The organism is Variovorax sp. 01N425 (assembly GCF_056399465.1).
This window is the reverse complement of sequence record NZ_JBFTRJ010000004.1, coordinates 376,135-393,536: the sequence shown is the minus strand read 5'-3', so window position 1 is coordinate 393,536 and position 17,402 is coordinate 376,135. Positions and strand designations below refer to the sequence as shown.

Below are 17,402 nucleotides of genomic sequence, written 5' to 3'. Positions count from 1 at the left end.
CGCGCGTTCCCGAGTTTTTCAACCAAGAGAAGAAGCAGGAGACAAGAAAACATGAAGAGATTCTTGATGGGGTCGGCGCTGGCGCTGGCCTGCAGCGGCGCGGTGCATGCGCAGTCCAGCGTCACCGTGTTCGGCGTGGTGGACCTTGGCGTGCAGTACACGAAAGGCGAGGGCGGCGGCTCGGTCAAGGCGCTGTCGAACGGCGGCCTTTCGACCAGCCGGCTCGGATTCCGCGGCACCGAAGACCTGGGCGGCGGCCTGCGCGCGGGCTTCTGGCTCGAAGGCAGCCTGAACCCCGACAACGGCACGGGCCGGCCGAGCAACAGCAACAACCAGGCGAGCGGCGCGGGCGCGGCGGGCCCGATCACCTTCGACCGCATGTCCTTCGTGAGCCTGTCGCACCAGAAGTTCGGCGAGCTGCGCCTGGGCCGCGACTTCATTCCCACGCACTACAACAGCATCTACTTCGATCCCTTCAACGCCAACGGCGTGGCGCGCGCGGGCAACCTCACGTTCGCGGGCGCGGGCACCGGGCCGCTGCCCACCGGCATCACGGGCAGCAACACCGTGAGCTACTGGCTGCCGGCCGGGCTCGGCGGCTTCTACGGCATGGCGATGATCGGCACCGGCGAGAACGACTCCACCGCGCCCAACCGCGACGACGGCAACTTTGCCGGTGCGCGCTTCGGCTTTGCCGCGGGCGCGTTCGACATTGCGGCGGCCGTCACGCGCACGCACTTCGACGCCGCCGCCGCCATCGGCAACTACACGCACGCCAACATCGGCGGCACCTGGGACGCGGGCTTTGCGAAGTTCTTCGCGCTCTACAACAAGGTGACGGTGAAGCTCGCCGCCGGCACGGTGCGCAAGAACACGGCCGAGATCGGCGTGCACATTCCGGCCTTCGAGGTCGGCCGCATCCGCCTGAGCTACGCCTACCTGGACGACCGCAGCGACGAGAGCCTGCGCAATGCCAACGGCATGCCGCGCAACCGCGACGATGCGCGCCAGTTCGGCATCGGCTACGTGCACAACCTCTCCAAGCGCACCGCGCTCTACGGCACCTACGCGCGGCTCATGAACAGCGGCCAGGCGCGCTACGTGGTGAGCGGCGGCGTGGCGCCGGCGGGCGGGCGGCGCTCGTCGGGCTGGGAGTTCGGTGTGCGGCATCTTTTTTGAAAGGAGCCTTTCATGCGACGCAGAGACCTGGCCCTTGCGGCCCTTGCAACGACGATGTTGCCCGGCGCGGCAGCCTGGAGCGCCGAAGGCAGCTATCCGGACAAGCCGCTGCGCCTGATCGTCGGCTTTGCGGCCGGCGGCGGCGCCGACGCGCTCACGCGCATCATCGCGGAGGGGTTGTCCAAGCAGCTCGGCCAGCAGGTGATCGTGGAGAACCGCCCGGGCGCCGACGGCGTGCTGGCGGCTCAGGCCACCTCGTCCGCCAAGCCCGACGGCTACACCTTGCTGATGGGCACCAACACCGCGATGGTGGCCGCGCCCACGCTGCGGCCCACGCCGCCCTACGACCCGTTCAAGGCCTTCACGCCGATCAGCTCGGCCGGCCAGTTCTCGATGTTCTTGGTGGTGCCGGCCAGCTTGCCGGTGAAGAGCGTGAACGAGCTGCTCGCGATGGTGGCGGCCAAGCCCGGGGCCTACAACTCGGCCTCGAGCAACAGCGCGTCGGAGCTGGCCATGCTGCAGCTGCTCGGTGACCGCAAGGTGGTCAACGCGCGCTACAAGGGCGACATGCAGGCCATGACCGACCTGCTGAGCGGGCAGATCCATATGATGTTCACCACCGGCACGCTGGCGCCGGGCTTCGTGAAGGAAGGGCGCATCCGCGCGCTGGCCACGCTGCTGCCGCAGCGCAGCGCCTTGCTGCCCGACGTGCCCACGGGCGGCGAGCTCGGACTGGGCAAGCTCACCATCACGCCCTGGGCCGGCTTCTTCGGGCCGCCGGGGCTGCCGCAGGCCATCACCGACAAGCTGTCGCAGGAACTGCAGAACACGCTCAAGCGGCCCGAGGTGCATACGCAGCTGGTGCAGCAGGGCTTCGAGGGCTACGGCATGAGTCCCGCGAAATTCGCCGAATTCTTCCGCGCGCAGTACGAGGCCTTCGGCGCCACCGTGCGGCAGCACAACGTGAAGTTCGAATAGCCGCGGTGGCGGCTCAGCGCTCGACCGAAGCTGCATTGCGGCGCCAGAACGCCGCATCCGGAAACGCGCCGGCGCCGGCCGCGGCGTTGTCGGCCATGTGCTCGGCGCGGCTGGTGCCGGGAATGGTGCAGGTCACGGCCGGGTGGCTCAGCACGAACTTCAGCAGCACCTGCGCCCAGCTCGCGCAGCCGATCTCGCCGGCCCAGGCGGGCAGCGGCTTGTCGCGCAGCCGGCGCAAGAGCCCGCCGCCGCCGAAGGGCATGTTGACGATCACCGCCACGCCGCGCTCGGCCGCGAGCGGCAGCAGGCGCTCCTCGGCCTCGCGCGCGTCGAGCGAATAGTTGATCTGCAGGAAGTCGAGCTTCTCGGCGCGCAGCACGGCCTCGACTTCGCGGTAGGCCGAGGCCGTGTAGTGCGTGATGCCGAGGTAGCGCACGCGGCCTTTTTCTTTCCAATTGCGCAGCGTGGCCAAGTGGGTCTTCCAGTCCATCAGGTTGTGCACCTGCATCAGGTCCATGCGCTGGGTGCGCAGCCGCGCGAACGACTGCTCCATCTGCGCGATGCCGGCCTCGCGGCCCGAGGTCCAGACCTTGGTGGCGAGAAAGGCCTTGGTCCCGCGCGGCTTCGCTGCGGCGGCCAGCAGCTCGCCGGTGGTTTCCTCGGAGCGGCCGTACATCGGCGAGCTGTCGATCACCGTGCCGCCGGCCGCGAACAGCGCGTCCAGCACGCCGGGCAGGCGCTGGTATTCGTCGCTGCCGGGGCGCTGGTCGAAGCCGATCCAGGTGCCGCAGCCGACCACCGGCAGGGCTTCTTGCGTGGAGGGGATGGGGCGGGTGTTCATCGTGATGGCTGGCAGGTGTTGTGCCGCCGCGGTCATCGCGGAGGTCATCGGCAGCACTGCAACAAGCTGCAGGAAGCGTGCGCGGTTCAAGCGCGCGTCGAAAAACGGAACTGGCGAGAAAGCGGGCGGGCCGAAGTTCTTCATGGAAGCGCGGTGTCGCCATGCGTCGGACGAGCAGCCGCAATGACGATAGCACCGAGGCTTCGACCGCGTGCGCCGATGCAACACCGCGCTTTCCATTGCTTGCCCGCGGATGTTTCGCAATGTTACGCTGCTTCGCGCAGGCGGAGGGCCTGCCTCTTCCAACAAGAACACCATCGGCCGGTGCGCAAGCTGCACCGCCGGCCATCGCCAATCTATGAATCCGACCTCCCGTTCCATCTCCCGCCTGCTGCACGGGCTCGTGCTGCTGCTGGCTGCACTGCTGCTGGCTGCATGCAGTGCTGCGCCGATCGCACCCGAGCAGACCCTCACGGGGCAGGAGGGGGCGGTGGTCATGAAACTGATTACCAACAGCCCTGGCGAGACCGACCCGGCGGAGACGCTGTCGGCCGTGCGCCTCGAGCGCGTGCTCGAGTCCGGTGAAAAGCAGACCGGGCGCGACATCGTGGTGCTGACGCGCACGCGCAAGGCCACCTACACCACCGCTGTGTTCAGCGGCATGGTCGCGCCCGGGCGCTACATCATCAAGAGCATCACCGGTGCGAGTGGCAACATGAGCTACTTCTATCCCATCGATGCGAAGTTCGGCAGCTTCGACGTGGTGCGCGGCGAAGTCACGCTGCTTGGAACGCTGTTGATCCAGCCGCGCCTGGGCACGCGCTTTGTCGTTGCCTATGTGCCACCGGAGGCTGAGCTGCAGAAGACCTTCGAGACCTTGTATCCCGCATTGGCGGCGCAGACCCGCGGCCGTCCGCAGCATGGCTTCGTTCCCACGCTCGATCTCGACCGCCGCGCTGCGTTGGCGCCGCAGGTCAAGCGCCTGGCGTCCATCTGGCATGGCCTGACGCAGACGGCCGACGGCGAATTCATGGCCGGCAGCAAGCTCGGGAAGGTGCTGTGGCGCAAGAGCGGAGAGAGCCGTTGGAAGGAACTCGACGTGGGTTCCTGGCGCGAGGTGCTCTCGGTCCGCCCCTACCGCGGCGGGCTGCTGGCAGCGGGCGAGGAAGGCCTTCTGCGCCACTCTTCCGACGAGGGGTTGACTTGGAAGAGCCTGGTACCGCCCGATGACGGGCTGATCCAACTGGCGCAGCCGATGCGCGACGGGGGCGTGGTTGCGATCTCGCGCCGCGACAGCCTCTGGACCGTCTACGCCTCGAAGGATCTTGATGCCGGCGTGTGGCAAAAGCTCGGAGAGTTTTCCGATTCCCGCTCGATCAACGTGCCATGGCAGCGCAGCATGAGCTTCGGCCAGCCGGAGCGCGCGGGCGTGATGATGCCCAACGGCGACCTCCATGCCACCGATGGCCGCACGCTGTTTCGCTCCAGCAATGGTCGCTCCACCCTCGACGTGAATGCCTTGCCCGACGGCACCCTGGTGTCCCAGACGGTGGTGATGACAAAAACCACCTTGCTTTCGCCCGATTGGGGGCAAACCTGGGCCGATCTCGACACCAGCCGTTTCGTCGTGACGATCGCCTTCAAGGACCGGCAGACGGCATATGCGGTGGGCCCTGTCGCCCCCAGCCTGATGCCCGGAAAGCTGGGATTGATGACCACGCGGGACGGCGGCAGGAGCTGGTCACAGACCGGCAGCTCGCCGGGAATGACGAATCCCTACGCCGTGCGCCAGATGATGGTGGACCGGGCCGATGGCTCTCTGATCGCCTTTCTGCCCGAAAACCTGATCGTGCGGTCCACGGACGAAGGAAAGAGCTGGAAGATCGTCAAGGACAACTGAGCCAGGCGCCGGGCGAAGGCGCGCCGCACGGGGCATAGGCCACTGTTCGAAGGGCGGGATTTCCATTGCCTTGCGAGGATCGGAATACTGTATAAAAATACAGTTAACGATTCAATCATGGGCCTCCCTTTCCTCGACTCCTTTTCCGCTGCCGCGGGGCGTGGCGTCTGGCATGCCGACGAGCTCGGCCTGGCCGACGCGCAGGTGGTTGCCACCGGCCATGCCGCGCTCGACGCGCAGCTGCCGGGCGGCGGCTGGCCGGTCGGCGCCATGACGGAACTGCTGCAGACCGCGCCCGAGGCGCATGTCTGGCGCCTGCTGCTGCCCGCGCTGGCGCAGGCGGTGCAGGCGCACGGCGGGCCGGTGGTGCTGGTCGGCGCGCCCTACGAGCCCTGCGCGGCGGCGCTCGCGGCGCAGGGGCTGCCGGTGGAGGCGCTGATGTGGGTGCGCAGCGATGCGCCGGCCGCGCGGCTGTGGGCCTGCGAGCAGGCGCTGCGCTGCGCCGACGTGTCCGCCGTGCTGGCCTGGCTGCCGCAGGCCCGGGTGGGCGAGCTGCGCCGGCTGCAGCTGGCGGCCGCCCAGCACGACGTGCTGCTCTTCGTGTGCCGGCCCGCATCGGCCGCGCAGGGCGCATCGCCGGCGCGGCTGCGCCTCCAGGTGGAAAGCTGCGAGGCCGATGCATCGCAGAGCGAACTGCGCATCCTGAAGCGCCGCGGACCGCCGCTGGCCGCGCCCGTGATGCTGCCCGCGCGCAACGAGCGCATGGCCGCGTTGCTGGCCGCCGCCCGGCTGCGCCGCAAGCTGCGGCTGCAGCAGCAGGGCACGGCGCCGGCCGCCGAGGCCGCGGGGTCGGCCACCGTGGTGCGCATCGACGCGTGGAAAGGAAACGGGAATGCACTGGATCGCGTTGCGGTGGTCGCTTGATGCCGACGCGCCCGATGCCCCGGTGCTTCCCACGCCCGAGGCGCTGGGCTGGTGGGCGCTGCGCTACACGCCGCACGTCGCCTGGCAGGACGAGGCGCTGATGCTCGAGGTCTCGGCCTGCGAGCGGCTGTGGGGCGGGCGCTCGTCGCTGATGCGCCAGCTGGCCCACGAGAACCCCGCGCCCGGTGCCGTGATGCGCGGCGCGCAGGGCGCCACGAGCCCGATCGCGCTGGCGCGGCTGCGCCTGTTCGAGCGCAACGAGAACCGGCCCAAGGACATTCCCGCCGGCCTGCCGCTGGACACGCTGACGGCCGCGCACCCCCACCTCGACCTGCTCGCGCGCCTGGGCTGCCGCACCTGGGGCGAGGTGGCGGCCCTGCCGCGCGGCGGCCTCACGCGGCGCTTCGGCGCGGAACTGCGCAAGGCGCTCGACACCGCCTGGGGCCTCTCCCCCGAAAGCCACGACTGGCTCACGCTGCCCGACGTGTTCGAGCAGAAGCTGGAGCTGCCCGCGCTGGCCGAGACCGCGCCCGAATTGATGTGGTCGGCCAACCGTTTGCTCGCGGCGCTGCAGATCTGGCTGCGCGCGCGCCAGCGCGGCGCGCGTGCGCTCGAACTGCAATGGACGCTCGACCTCAAGCGCTTCAACGGCGTGAACCTGCCGCCGCACCAGCAGGTCACGGTGCGCACGGCCGAGCCCACGCAGGACATGGCGCACCTGCGCCGCCTGCTGTCCGAAAAGCTCGCCCTCACCACGCTCGCGGCGCCCGCGAGCTGGCTGCGGCTGCGCACGCTCGAAACCGATCCGTGGGCCGGCGCCAGCACCAGCTTCCTGCCCGAGGACAACCGCAAGGGCGACAAGCTGCACGAGATGGTCGAGCGGCTCAGCGTGCGGCTCGGAGCGCACCAGGTGGTGGTGCCCGCGGCGCAGGCCGACCACCGGCCCGAGCGCAAGCAGGCCTGGCGCCCCGCGCTGCAGCAGGACAAGGCGCCGGCGGACAAGGCCGGCAGGCAAGCGAGGGCCGCGGCCTTGCAGCCCGATGCCATCTACCCGCCCTGGCTGCTGCCCGAACCGCTGCTGCTCGAGATGGATGGCGAAAGCCCGTGCTACCGCGGCCCGCTGCGCAAGCTGGTCGGGCCGCAGCGCATCGAGGCGGGCTGGTGGGGCGGCAAGGAAGACGGCGGCCAGCCCGCGATGCGCGACTACTACGTGGCGGAAAGCCCCGAGGCCGGCCTGGTGTGGATCTTTCGCGAGCGGCCCTCGGCGCGTTTTTCTCCGGCCGAGGTGCGCTGGTACCTGCAGGGGTTCTATGCCTGACCTCAGCGAAAAGCAGCTGCGCGGGCGCAACTCGGCCAAGGTGCATGCGCTGCCCTTGCCTTTGCGCAAGAAGCCTGCGCCCACGCTGCCCGACTACGCCGAGCTGCACTGCCTCAGCAACTTCAGCTTTCAGCGCGGCGCCTCCACGCCCGAGGAACTGGTCGAGCGCGCCTACCAGCTCGGCTACACCGCGCTGGCCATCACCGACGAATGCTCGGTGGCGGGCATCGTGCGCGCGCACGTCTGCCTGCGCGACCTGCCGGCCAAGCTCGAGGAATACGAGCGCGAGCATCCAGGCGAACCACCGCTGCCGCGCAACCCCGGTTTCCGGCTGCTGTTCGGCAGCGAGTTCCGCTTCGAGCGCTTCAGGCTGGTGGTGATCGCGAACGGCACCGAAGGCTGGGGCAACCTCTGCGAGTTCATCACGGCCGCGCGCAACACCGAGCTGCCCAAGGGCGAGTACCGCGTGAGCTGGGAGCACAGCGACGTGGCCTCGCTGCAGGACTGCCAGGTTCTCTTCGTGCCGCACCGCGAGCCGGGCGCCGCCGTGGACGCGGCCACGCTGCATGAAGACCTGCTGGCTGCCAAGGCGCTTTACGCAGGCAACCTGTGGCTCGCGGTGGAAATGCTCAACGAGCTCGACGACGATCTCTGGTTCGCCGCGCTGATGCAGGCGGGCGAGCAGACGGGCGTGCCGCTGGTGGCAGCCGGCGACGTGCACATGCATGCGCGCTCCGCCAAGCCGCTGCACGACGTGCTGACGGCCGTGCGCGAAGGAAAGACGGTGGCCGAGTGCGGCTTTGCGCTGCAGTCCAATGCCGAGCGGCACCTGCGGCAGCGCGTGCGGCTGGCCGAGCTCTATCTGCCCCGGATGCTCGCGAACACGCTGGTGGTGGCCGAACGCTGCCGCTTCGATCCCGAGGTGATCCGCGAGAACTACAAGTACCCGCTCGAAACCGTGGGCAGCAGCGAAACGCCGGCCGAGACGCTGGTGCGCAAGACGTGGGAAGGGGCGCAGGTGCGTTTTCCGGAGGGCATCCCGGACAAGGTGCGGGCGCAGCTCGAGAAGGAACTCGCGCTGATCGTCGAGATGAAGTACGAGATGTTCTTTCTCACGGTGGAAGACATCGTGCGCTTCGCCAGGTCGCAGAGCATCCTCTGCCAGGGCCGCGGTTCCTCGGCCAATTCGGCGGTCTGCTATTGCCTGGGCATCACCGCGATCAATCCAGAAAAAGGCCACCTGCTGTTCGAGCGCTTCCTGAGCCGCCACCGCCACGAGCCGCCCGACATCGACGTCGACTTCGAGCACCAGCGGCGCGAGGAAGTCATCCAGTACATCTACCAGAAGTACGGCCGCGAACGAGCGGCCATCGCGGCCGTCGTGATCTGCTACCGCGCCCGCAGCGCCTTGCGCGACGTGGGCAAGGCCATGGGCATCGACGAGCGGCTGATCGACGAATTCGCCAAGGACCACTACTGGTTCGATGACACCGTGCTGGGCGAGCAGCTGTTCAAGGCGGCCGCGCGCGTCGGCGTGCAGGAAGACGAGCTCAAGCTGGTGCAGTGGATCGAGATGACGCGGCGGCTCAAGGGCTTTCCGCGCCACCTGAGCCAGCACGTGGGCGGCTTCGTGCTCACGCACACCCGGCTCACGCGGCTGGTGCCGGTCGAGAAGGCGTCCATGAAGGACCGCTCCGTCATCCAGTGGGAGAAGGACGACCTCGAAGCCATGGGCATGCTCAAGGTCGACGTGCTCGCGCTCGGCATGCTCAGCGCGATACGGCGCGGGCTCGACCACATGAACCGCTGGCGCGGCTCGATGGTGCAGATGCACCACATCCCCAACGACGACCAGAAGGTGTTCGACATGATCTGCGACGCCGACACCATCGGCGTGTTCCAGATCGAGAGCCGGGCGCAGATGTCGATGCTGCCGCGGCTCAAGCCGCGCTGCTATGAAGACCTGGTGATCGAGGTCGCGATCGTGCGGCCCGGGCCCATCCAGGGCGGCATGGTGCATCCCTACCTCAAGCAGCGCGAGCGGGTGGCCAAGGGCCTGGAGATCCATTACGAGAAGGAAGAACTCAAGCCCGCGCTGGAGCGCACGCTGGGCATTCCGATCTTCCAGGAGCAGGTGATGCAGATCGCGATGATCGCGGCCAGGTTCACCGCCGACGAGGCCGACCAGCTGCGCCGCGCGATGGCGGCATGGAAGCGCAAGGGCGGCCTCGAGAAGTTCCACCACAAGCTCGTGAAGGGCATGACCGACCACGGCTACAAGGCCGAGTTCGCCGAAGCCATCTTCAAGCAGATCCTCGGCTTCGGCGACTACGGCTTTCCCGAAAGCCACGCCGCGAGCTTTGCGCTGCTGGTCACCGTGAGCAGCTGGCTCAAGAACTACGAGCCGGCCTGCTTCCTGGCGGCGCTGCTCGACTCGCAGCCGATGGGCTTCTACAGCCCCTCGCAGCTGGTGCAGGATGCGCGGCGGCACGGCGTCGAGGTGCGGCCGGCCGACGTGACCTGCAGCGACATCGACACCACGCTCGAAGCCCGCGCCCCTGATGCGCCGCGCATGCCGCCGGGCACCGATGCGCGCTATGCCGATCGCCTCGGCCGCGAGAACCAGCCTGCGGTGCGGCTTGGCCTGAACCGCATTTCGAGCCTCAGCAAGGAGGGCGCCAAGCGCCTGCTCGAAGCGCGCGCCCAGGCGCCCTTCACCAGCACCGAAGACCTCGCGCTGCGCGCCGAGCTCGACGGCAAGGACATGGCGGCGCTGGCCGCGGCCGATGCGCTGATGTCGCTGTCGGGCCACCGCCGCCAGCAGGTGTGGGACGCCACCGCGCAGCGGCGCTCGCCGGCCCTGCTCAAGGGCGTGCCGATCAACGAGCCGGTGCTGCAGCTGCCCGCGGCGCCCGAGGGCGAGGAGATCGTCGGCGACTACGCCGCGCTCGGCCTCACGCTGCGCCGCCATCCGCTCGCGCTGCTGCGCCCGCGCCTCGCGCGCATGAAGCTCATGAGCGCGGAGCAGCTGCGCGCGCAGCCCAGCGGCCAGACCGTGCGCGCCTGCGGCATCGTCAAGGGCCGCCAGCGCCCGGGCACTGCCAACGGCACCATCTTCGTCACGCTCGAGGACGAGACCGGCAACGTCAACGTGATCGTCTGGAGCCATGTCATCGAGGCCTGGCGCGAGCCGCTGCTGAAGTCGCACCTGCTCGCGGTGCAGGGCACCTGGCAGCGCGACGACGACAGCGGCGGCAAGGTGCAGCACCTGATCGCCACCGGCTTCAAGGACCTGACGCCGCTCATGGGCCGGCTGGCGCAGAGCAACACCAGCCGCGACTTCCATTGATTGAGGGCAGGGCAATCGAATGCAACCGATCGTTCCATGTCTCGCGCGCCCCACGACTTTTAGCTAACCTGTTTCTCCCATGCCCGCACTCGCCCTCGATCCCGTCGTCGACACGCCGATCGGCCCGCCGCCGCCCGCACCCGACGTGCCCATTCCCGTGCCGCCGCCACCGCCGCCCGGGCCCCCGCCCGAGGGCGATCCGCCGCCCGTGGAGCCGCCGTTCACCGACCCCGGTTTTCCGCGGCCCGTGATCGATCCTCCGCCGCCCATGCAGAAGGCCGGCGAGGTGCCGTTCGGCAAGCTGCATGCGCGGCGGCTGCGCGAGATCTACCGTTCGGCGGGCTGGCCCTGCTGCGACGCCATCGAGGTCGAGCTGCTCGCGGGCGGGTTCCTCGAGCGCGTGCGCACGCCGCATGGCCACGAGACCCTGCGCGTGACCGATGCCGGCATTGCGCGCATTGCCACCACGCTCACCCTCAACCGCGCGGCGCTCTCGCCGCACGAGTCGCTGGTCGAGCGCGTGGCGCGCGAAATGACGCGCGGCGGCCGCATCGCCTGGCGCGGCCTCGGCCTGCGGGCACGCCTGCCGCCGCTCGAAGAGGGCGGCAAGCCGCGCTGGTGCATCGCCAGGCCCGACGTGTTCTCGATCCGCAATACCAGCGTCGAGGCCTATGCGCACCCCATCGTGCACGAGGTGAAGGTGAGCCGCGCCGACCTGCTGGGCGACCTGCGCAAGCCCGACAAGCGCGCGGCCTACCTCGACCTGGGCGGCGAGTGCTGGTACGTGCTGGGCAACGATGCGCGCGGCCGCTGCATTGCCTCGCCCGACGAGATTCCGCCAGAGTGCGGCGTGCTCGTGCTCGAAGGCGAAAGGCTGGTGGTGGCGCGCGCCGCCGTGCACCGCGCCTTCGATCGCATTCCGTTCGGCGTGTGGCTCGCGCTGGCCAAGGCCCAGCCGATCGCGGGCTTCGACGACGACGCGCAGGACCTGCTGGGCGAGCCCGGCGCCTAGGCAATCTCCATTCAGCCGGCCGGCGGCCACCAGTGCTCGGCCGTGGTGCGCAGCACGCGCGCCGCATGCATGCGCACCTCGTTGCCATCGCCAGGAAGGCCGCCGCCGTCGCGGTCTTTTTCGGTGGCCACGCGAAAGGGCCAGGTCGAGACCCGGCCCACGGGCTGGCGCGGCTGCGAACGCCGCAGCGGCGAGAAAAACAGGATTCGCGCTGAGGACGCCGGCGGGCTGGCGGTGGTCATGGTGTCGCCTTGAATGTTTGCTCTTGGAGACGAGTAATTCTAGAGGAAACACTGTACAAAAGAACAGTATTTTTGCGGTGCGCGGAGGGCAGCTCAGGTATCGAAGAGCGGCCGCGCGGCCCTCGGCATGTCGGGCCCGCTGCGCAGGTTGCGCTCGATGAACTCGCGCGCAATGGCGTCCACGTTGGCCGGTGCCGGCGTGTCGAAGGACATGCGGTACTTCAGCAGCCGGCCGTTGCGGGCCGTGAGAAAGGTGAACGACTCGTAGGCCTTGCGCGTGACGGCATGCACGATGCGCAGGCTCACGCGGCGAAAGTCCTGCCCCTCGATCCGCACGTCGGTGATGGGGCCGACCTCCACTTCGGCATAGAGGCCGCGCGCCACCGCGAGCCGGACCTCGTTCACGGAAGACTCGAACTGCGCTGCGAAGCGCGGGTCGTCGATACCGGCCTGCCAGTGGCCCTGCTTCAGGTCGTACAGGTAGACGTCGACCCAGCCGATGCTGCTCTCGTAGCGGTGGCTCACGCCCATGCCCGGCAGCCGCGCTTCGTGCCAGGTCGAGCGCACGTACTGCCACGCCACCGCACCGGCGGCGGGCGCCGTCGCTGCGGGCGTGGCCGGCAGCGTGGTGCCGGGCGCCGCGCAGCCCGAGAGCAGGGCGGCGGCCAGCAGCGCAGGCCAGAGCTTGGTCACGGCGGATGCTGCGTGATGGCCGTGCGGTGCTACGGGGCGGGCGCCAGCTGCGGCGCGGCCACCGGCATGGCAGCCACCACGGGCACCGAGGCCGCGGCGGCCACGGCGGCCACGGCGGCATCCGGCAGCGGCAATGCATCGCCGCCACGCGCCTTGAGCGAAGGGCAGCGGCCATAGGTGTCGTCGAAGCGCACGATGTCGTCCTCGCCCAGGTAGCCGCCGGTCTGCACCTCGATCACTTCGAGCATCGTCTTGCCCGGGTTCTCCAGCCGGTGGATGGCGCCCAGCGGCAGGTAGATGGATTCGTTCTCGCGCACCAGCGTGACCTGCCCGTCGCAGGTGGCCTTGGCCGTGCCCTGCACCACGATCCAGTGCTCGGCGCGGTGGTGGTGCATCTGCAGCGACAGCTTGGCGCCGGGCTTGACGGTGAGCCGCTTCACCTGGAAGCGCTCGCCGAAGTCGAGCTTGTCGTAGGCGCCCCAGGGGCGCACCACGCGCCGGTGTTCGGTGGCCTCGGCCTGGCCTTCGGCCGCGAGCATCCGCACCACCTCGCCGACCTGCTCGGCGCAGTCCGCGCCCGCCACCAGCACGGCATCGGGCGTGTCCACGATGATCAGGCCGCGCGTGCCCAGCGCCACCACGCGGCGGTGCGGCGCGTGGATGAAGGTGTCGCTCGAACGCAGCGCGCTGGCGTTGCCGCTCAGGCGGTTGCCGCTGCCGTCCTGCGGGTGCAGCGTGGCCACCGCGTTCCAGCTGCCGACGTCGCTCCAGTTGCCGTTGAACTTGACGACCGAGATGGCGTCGTGCTTTTCGAGCACCGCATAGTCGATGCTGTCGCTGCGGCAGGCCTCGAAGGCCTCGCGGTCCAGCCGGTCGAAGCTGCCGTCGGCCGTGATGGCGGCGGTGGCGCGTTCGCAGGCCTCGAGGATGTCGGGCGCATGCGTGCGCAGCGCCGCAACGAGGATGTCGGCGCGCGCCAGGAAGATGCCGGCATTCCAGCAGTAGCCGCCGTGCAGGATCAGCGACTCGGCCACGGCGGCCGTGGGCTTTTCCACGAAGCGCACCACGGCGTGGCTGTGGCCGTCGGCCGCGGGCGCGCCGGCCTCGATGTAGCCATAGGCCGTGCTCGCGAAGCTGGGCGCCACGCCGAAGGTCACGATGCGCCCGGCCAGCGCCGCGTCGATGCCGCTTCGCACCGTGTGCGCGAAAAGCGCGGTGTCGGGAATGTGGTGGTCGGCCGGCGCGAACAGCAGCAGGTCGTCAGGCCCTGCGCGCAGCGCCGCCGCGGCCATGGCGGCCGCCGTGTTGCGTGCCACCGGCTCCAGGATCTGGCGGCCGGTGGCGCCGGCCTTGTCGACCGCCTCGCGCACCAGGAAGCGGTGGTCTTCCGATGCCACGCAGGTGATGTCGCGGTTGAGGCTGCACAGGCGCTCCAGCGTCAGCTGCAGCAGGCTCTTGTTGCCGATCAGCGGTGCGAACTGCTTGGGCAGGGTCTTGCGCGAAAGAGGCCACAGGCGCGTGCCGCTGCCGCCGCACAGCACGACGGGGTGGATGGTGGGGGTGGTCATGGCGTCATCCTCGTGAAGTGTGGTGGGCGCTTCTTTCGGTCAGAGCTGGCCGGTGTGGGTGGCCAGGCTCACGGCCTGCGCGCGCGAATGCACATGCAGCTTCTTGTAGATGTTCTTGATGTGGGCGTTGACGGTCTGCCCCGAGATGCCGAGCCGCACGCTGATCTCCTTGGAGACGCAGCCGCGCGCCACGAAGCGCAGCACCTCGCGTTCGCGCGCCGTCAGCGTGGCTTCGCGCAGCGGCGTTTCCGTTGGCGGCCGCTCGCCGCTGCCCTGCAGGTTCATGCGCGTGAGCAGCCGGCGCGTCAGCTTGGGCGTGATGGCCGCGCCGCCGTTGACCACCTGCAGCACGGCCTCGGCAAAGCTCTGCAGCCAGGCATGCTTGAGCAGGTAGCCGGTGGCGCCGAGCTCGAAGGCGTGCATCACGTGGGCATCGTCCTCCAGCGCGGAGATCACGATGATCTCGCAGTAGCGGTGCAGCTTGCGCGCCTCGCGGATCAGGTCGAAGCCCGAGCCGTCGCCCAGCCGCAGGTCGACCATCAGCACGTCGAACTCGTGGGTGGCCAGCAGGCGGCGGCCGTCGCGCACGCTGCTGCCTTGCCCTTCGAGCTGGATGCGCATGTCCGACAGCAGTTCCTGGGCGATCACGCGCCGCATGAATTCGTCGTCGTCGATGAGCAGCACGCGCACCGGCGCGTCTTCCTGCCCGGTGAGGAAGTGCGGCCACAGCGGTTCGGGCGGTGGACACAGGCCAGGCGGGCTGGCTTTCCGGCGCTCCGGCAGGTGGTCGGCATCCGGCGCGTCGGAAGGAGGAGTGGTGTCGGACATGTGGATCCCCAGGTTGGAGTTGGAGGAAGTGGATGTCGTGGGTGGTGTATGTGGCGGTGTCAGTCGGCAAGGCAGCGCAGCAGCTCGCGCTCCAGGCGCTGCAGGATGGCGTTCTGGTCCAGCTCGGTTTCGGCGAACGAGCGGGCGGCCGCCCCCATGGCTTCGCGCTGCGGGCGCGAGGTGGCGAGCTGCGCGATGGCCTCGGCCAGCGCATCGGCGTCGCCGGGCGCAACCACCAGGCCGCGGCCGGAGACCACGTTGCTCAGCTCGGTGCCCGCATGGGCCGTGACGATCACGGCCTTGCCGCTCGCGAGCATGCCGCCCAGCTTGGAGGGCATCACCAGGTCGGCCGCGTCGGCGCGCTGCGGCAGCACGTGGATGTCGGCCATGCCCAGCAGCTCGTTGAGCCGCTCGGCCGGCTGCAGGTCGAGGAAGTGCACGTGGTCCAGGCCTGCGCAGGCGGCCTTCAGCGGCTCGCGGCTCGGCCCGTTGCCGCAGAGCACGAAGTGGATGTGCCTGGCGGCCGCCAGCCGGCCCGCCGCCTCGGCCAGCACCTCGATGCCCTGCTTGTTGCCCAGGCTGCCCGCATAGAGCACCACGACCGCATCGTCCGGAATGCCGAGCATGGCCCGATAGCCGTTCGTGCCCGGTGCGGTGCCGGGGTGCGGGTAGATCGAGCGCACGTCCACCCAGTTGGGAAGAAGCACCAGCCGCGCCGCGTCGATGCCCTTGTTCCTGGCCTTGTCGAGCATGGCGGCGGAGATGGTCGACACCCGGCTGAAGCGGCTCAGCAGCCACCGCTCGGCCGAGAGCGCGAAGCGCCGCACCCGTGCGCCGCGTACCAGGCCCAGATCGAAGGCGGCGTCCACCTCGTAGTCCTGGATGTGCAGCCACGACTTGATGCCCAGCATCCGCGAGAAGAACAGCACCGCCGGCGCGCAGAAAAGAGGCGGCTCCACGACGAAGACCAGGTCCGGCTTCCAGCGCAGCTGCCCGAAGAGCAGCGGCATGCTCGACAGCATGAAGGAGAACAGGTGCAGCATGCGCGCCAGCGCGCGCGGCCTGGCCGGCACCCAGGTGGGGGCGCGCCAGACCGTGATGCCGTTCCAGTCGGTCTTGCGGTAGGCCCAGGCCGAGTGCCCTTCGAACGGCGCCCAGTGCGGAAAGAACGGCGGCGAGGCGATCACCCGGACCGTGTGGCCCTTGGCATGCAGCCACTGGGCCATCTCGCCCGAGTACTTGCCGATGCCGACGAGCTCGGGTGTGAAGTTCATCGAATAGAGCAGGATTTTCATGAAGGTCTCTGGAAGGAACCGCGAACCAGCCGTGCGAGCGGAAAGAAGCCGAGCAGCGCGCGCATCCGCACTTCGTAGAGGAGCAGGTCGGACACGGCGGCAATGAAGAACACGTAGTGCGGCTTGCCGGGAAACATCGACACCACCACGCCGTAGGCCATGAGCCGCAGCAGCACCTCGGCCAGCGCCCACCGGCCCAGCGAGCCCATCGACGCCCTGAGCGCGAGCAGCATCTCGTGGTGGACCGTGTAGGTGCGCAGCAGGAAGTAGGGCGCCATGCACAGGAAGATCTCGAGCGCCTCGCGCCCCACCTTCAGCAGCGGCGCGGCGGCCGTGATCACGACGCCGAGCCCGGCGAAGAGCGCGCAGCCCAGCAGGAAGGAGTGCCTGGCGAGCCGCAGGTCGGTGCCGTCCGCGTTGGCGGGATCGGTGCCCAGCATGGGGCGCGTCTTGGTGTAGAGGAAGGCCTGCACGAACTGCGAGGGCGCCTCCGCCAGCAGGAAGGCGATCTTGAAGGCGCCCACGTAGCCGAGCGGCATGAAGAAGGCCACCACCAGCAGGTCCGACTTGCGAAGCAGGAAGATCAGCAGCGAATAGACGGTGGCGCTGCCCTGCGACGCCAGCTCGAGCGCGGCGGGCCCGGCCGGCGGGCCCGCGACCCAGCGCGTCTGCATGCAGGCCGCGCCCACCAGCACGAAGGCCAGCAGGTTGATCAGCAGCAGCTGCGTCGCGCGCAGCTCGGCGCCCCAGGCCGCGAAGGCCGCCACGCCGATCACCAGGATGGTCGAGCGGATGCCGCCCTCCAGGTTGAGCAGGCCGGCGCGGCCCAGTCCCCGGCTGAACGACAGGCGCAGGCTCATGAGCGAGAACACCGCGAGCGTCGCCATCAGCAGCGCGAACGGCGCGCCCACCACCGGCAGGTGCTGGATGCGCAGCACGGCGGCGCTCAGCAGCGCGGCCAGCGGAAGCCCGATGGCCAGCGTGCGGACCACGTCGCCGCGGCGCACGCCCGGCGGCACGGTGGCGGCATGGCGCGCGAACAGCAGCGGGCTGCCCAGCGTGGCCACCACCAGCGCCACTTCCATCACCGACTGGTAGATCGAGTATTCGCCGAAATCCGATGGCGAGACATGCGCGGCCATCAGGAACAGCGCCGCGAAGCCCGCAAGGTACACATAGAGCCGCGAAGCCAGCGCGCCCAGGCCGTGGAGCTGCACCGCGCGCATGCCGGTGAGCTGGGCGGTGCGGTGGAGCATGTTCATGGCCGTGCCTGGG

14 protein-coding genes are annotated in these 17,402 nt (G+C 69.5%); 7 read left to right on the top strand and 7 right to left on the bottom strand.

Going from position 1 to position 17,402, the window contains the following annotated elements; translation table 11 throughout:
• Positions 1-51 precede the first annotated feature (51 nt).
• Together AC1DSC_RS09635 and AC1DSC_RS09630 are read left to right on the top strand one after the other, a co-directional pair.
• A complete protein-coding gene (locus tag AC1DSC_RS09635; protein WP_478131803.1) occupies positions 52-1,179 on the top strand; it encodes a porin in 1,128 nt (375 codons plus the stop codon).
• Between the two features lie 12 nt (positions 1,180-1,191).
• Positions 1,192-2,157 (top strand): Bug family tripartite tricarboxylate transporter substrate binding protein, encoded by a 966-nt coding sequence (locus AC1DSC_RS09630; RefSeq protein WP_012748307.1) that lies wholly within the window; start codon positions 1,192-1,194, stop codon positions 2,155-2,157.
• 13 nt (positions 2,158-2,170) lie between these two features.
• On the opposite strand, the gene AC1DSC_RS09625 is transcribed toward AC1DSC_RS09630, so the two are convergent.
• Entirely contained in the window at positions 2,171-3,142 is a 972-nt protein-coding gene (locus AC1DSC_RS09625) for an aldo/keto reductase (protein WP_012748306.1), read from the bottom strand.
• Between the two features lie 214 nt (positions 3,143-3,356).
• Between AC1DSC_RS09625 and AC1DSC_RS09620 the strand changes: the two genes are divergently transcribed.
• From AC1DSC_RS09620 to AC1DSC_RS09600, 5 genes are all read left to right on the top strand, one after another.
• Entirely contained in the window at positions 3,357-4,898 is a 1,542-nt protein-coding gene (locus tag AC1DSC_RS09620) for a WD40/YVTN/BNR-like repeat-containing protein (RefSeq protein WP_012748305.1), read from the top strand.
• A 117-nt stretch (positions 4,899-5,015) separates the two neighbouring features.
• On the top strand, positions 5,016-5,822 hold the full coding sequence (imuA, locus tag AC1DSC_RS09615) for a translesion DNA synthesis-associated protein ImuA (RefSeq protein ID WP_478131802.1): 807 nt from the start codon (positions 5,016-5,018) through the stop codon (positions 5,820-5,822).
• Positions 5,791-7,140 (top strand): Y-family DNA polymerase, encoded by a 1,350-nt coding sequence (locus tag AC1DSC_RS09610; RefSeq protein WP_278876615.1) that lies wholly within the window; start codon positions 5,791-5,793, stop codon positions 7,138-7,140. The genes imuA and AC1DSC_RS09610 overlap by 32 nt, the downstream gene beginning before the upstream one ends.
• Complete coding sequence (locus AC1DSC_RS09605; RefSeq protein WP_012748302.1) at positions 7,133-10,489, top strand: error-prone DNA polymerase; 3,357 nt, start codon at positions 7,133-7,135, stop codon at positions 10,487-10,489. The genes AC1DSC_RS09610 and AC1DSC_RS09605 overlap by 8 nt, the downstream gene beginning before the upstream one ends.
• A gap of 79 nt (positions 10,490-10,568) precedes the next feature.
• The gene (locus tag AC1DSC_RS09600; protein ID WP_012748301.1) at positions 10,569-11,501 is read left to right on the top strand and encodes a hypothetical protein; all 933 of its coding nucleotides are present in this window, start codon (positions 10,569-10,571) and stop codon (positions 11,499-11,501) included.
• 11 nt (positions 11,502-11,512) lie between these two features.
• Here the strand turns inward: AC1DSC_RS09600 and AC1DSC_RS09595 are convergent, their stop codons facing one another.
• From AC1DSC_RS09595 to AC1DSC_RS09570, 6 genes are all read right to left on the bottom strand, one after another.
• The gene (locus AC1DSC_RS09595; RefSeq protein ID WP_012748300.1) at positions 11,513-11,743 is read right to left on the bottom strand and encodes a hypothetical protein; all 231 of its coding nucleotides are present in this window, start codon (positions 11,741-11,743) and stop codon (positions 11,513-11,515) included.
• A 93-nt stretch (positions 11,744-11,836) separates the two neighbouring features.
• Complete coding sequence (locus AC1DSC_RS09590) at positions 11,837-12,436, bottom strand: hypothetical protein (protein ID WP_012748299.1); 600 nt, start codon at positions 12,434-12,436, stop codon at positions 11,837-11,839.
• A 29-nt stretch (positions 12,437-12,465) separates the two neighbouring features.
• On the bottom strand, positions 12,466-14,004 hold the full coding sequence (locus AC1DSC_RS09585) for a mannose-1-phosphate guanylyltransferase/mannose-6-phosphate isomerase (protein ID WP_012748298.1): 1,539 nt from the start codon (positions 14,002-14,004) through the stop codon (positions 12,466-12,468).
• 39 nt (positions 14,005-14,043) lie between these two features.
• The gene (locus AC1DSC_RS09580; RefSeq protein ID WP_012748297.1) at positions 14,044-14,832 is read right to left on the bottom strand and encodes a LuxR C-terminal-related transcriptional regulator; all 789 of its coding nucleotides are present in this window, start codon (positions 14,830-14,832) and stop codon (positions 14,044-14,046) included.
• 59 nt (positions 14,833-14,891) lie between these two features.
• Positions 14,892-16,127 (bottom strand): glycosyltransferase WbuB, encoded by a 1,236-nt coding sequence (locus tag AC1DSC_RS09575; RefSeq protein ID WP_012748296.1) that lies wholly within the window; start codon positions 16,125-16,127, stop codon positions 14,892-14,894.
• The gene (locus AC1DSC_RS09570; RefSeq protein ID WP_012748295.1) at positions 16,124-17,389 is read right to left on the bottom strand and encodes a lipopolysaccharide biosynthesis protein; all 1,266 of its coding nucleotides are present in this window, start codon (positions 17,387-17,389) and stop codon (positions 16,124-16,126) included. Before AC1DSC_RS09570 ends, AC1DSC_RS09575 begins: the two co-directional genes overlap by 4 nt.
• Positions 17,390-17,402 lie beyond the last annotated feature (13 nt).

Excerpts from the sequence above, each read along its gene's own strand:
- AC1DSC_RS09635 (WP_478131803.1), top strand. The coding sequence starts at position 52 with ATGAAGAGATTCTTGATGGGGTCGGCGCTGGCGCTGGCCTGCAGCGGC.
- AC1DSC_RS09630 (WP_012748307.1), top strand. The coding sequence starts at position 1,192 with ATGCGACGCAGAGACCTGGCCCTTGCGGCCCTTGCAACGACGATGTTG.
- AC1DSC_RS09625 (WP_012748306.1), bottom strand. The coding sequence starts at position 3,142 with ATGAAGAACTTCGGCCCGCCCGCTTTCTCGCCAGTTCCGTTTTTCGAC.
- AC1DSC_RS09620 (WP_012748305.1), top strand. The coding sequence starts at position 3,357 with ATGAATCCGACCTCCCGTTCCATCTCCCGCCTGCTGCACGGGCTCGTG.
- imuA (WP_478131802.1), top strand. The coding sequence starts at position 5,016 with ATGGGCCTCCCTTTCCTCGACTCCTTTTCCGCTGCCGCGGGGCGTGGC.
- AC1DSC_RS09610 (WP_278876615.1), top strand. The coding sequence starts at position 5,791 with ATGCACTGGATCGCGTTGCGGTGGTCGCTTGATGCCGACGCGCCCGAT.
- AC1DSC_RS09605 (WP_012748302.1), top strand. The coding sequence starts at position 7,133 with ATGCCTGACCTCAGCGAAAAGCAGCTGCGCGGGCGCAACTCGGCCAAG.
- AC1DSC_RS09600 (WP_012748301.1), top strand. The coding sequence starts at position 10,569 with ATGCCCGCACTCGCCCTCGATCCCGTCGTCGACACGCCGATCGGCCCG.
- AC1DSC_RS09595 (WP_012748300.1), bottom strand. The coding sequence starts at position 11,743 with ATGACCACCGCCAGCCCGCCGGCGTCCTCAGCGCGAATCCTGTTTTTC.
- AC1DSC_RS09585 (WP_012748298.1), bottom strand. The coding sequence starts at position 14,004 with ATGACCACCCCCACCATCCACCCCGTCGTGCTGTGCGGCGGCAGCGGC.
- AC1DSC_RS09580 (WP_012748297.1), bottom strand. The coding sequence starts at position 14,832 with ATGTCCGACACCACTCCTCCTTCCGACGCGCCGGATGCCGACCACCTG.
- AC1DSC_RS09575 (WP_012748296.1), bottom strand. The coding sequence starts at position 16,127 with ATGAAAATCCTGCTCTATTCGATGAACTTCACACCCGAGCTCGTCGGC.
- AC1DSC_RS09570 (WP_012748295.1), bottom strand. The coding sequence starts at position 17,389 with ATGAACATGCTCCACCGCACCGCCCAGCTCACCGGCATGCGCGCGGTG.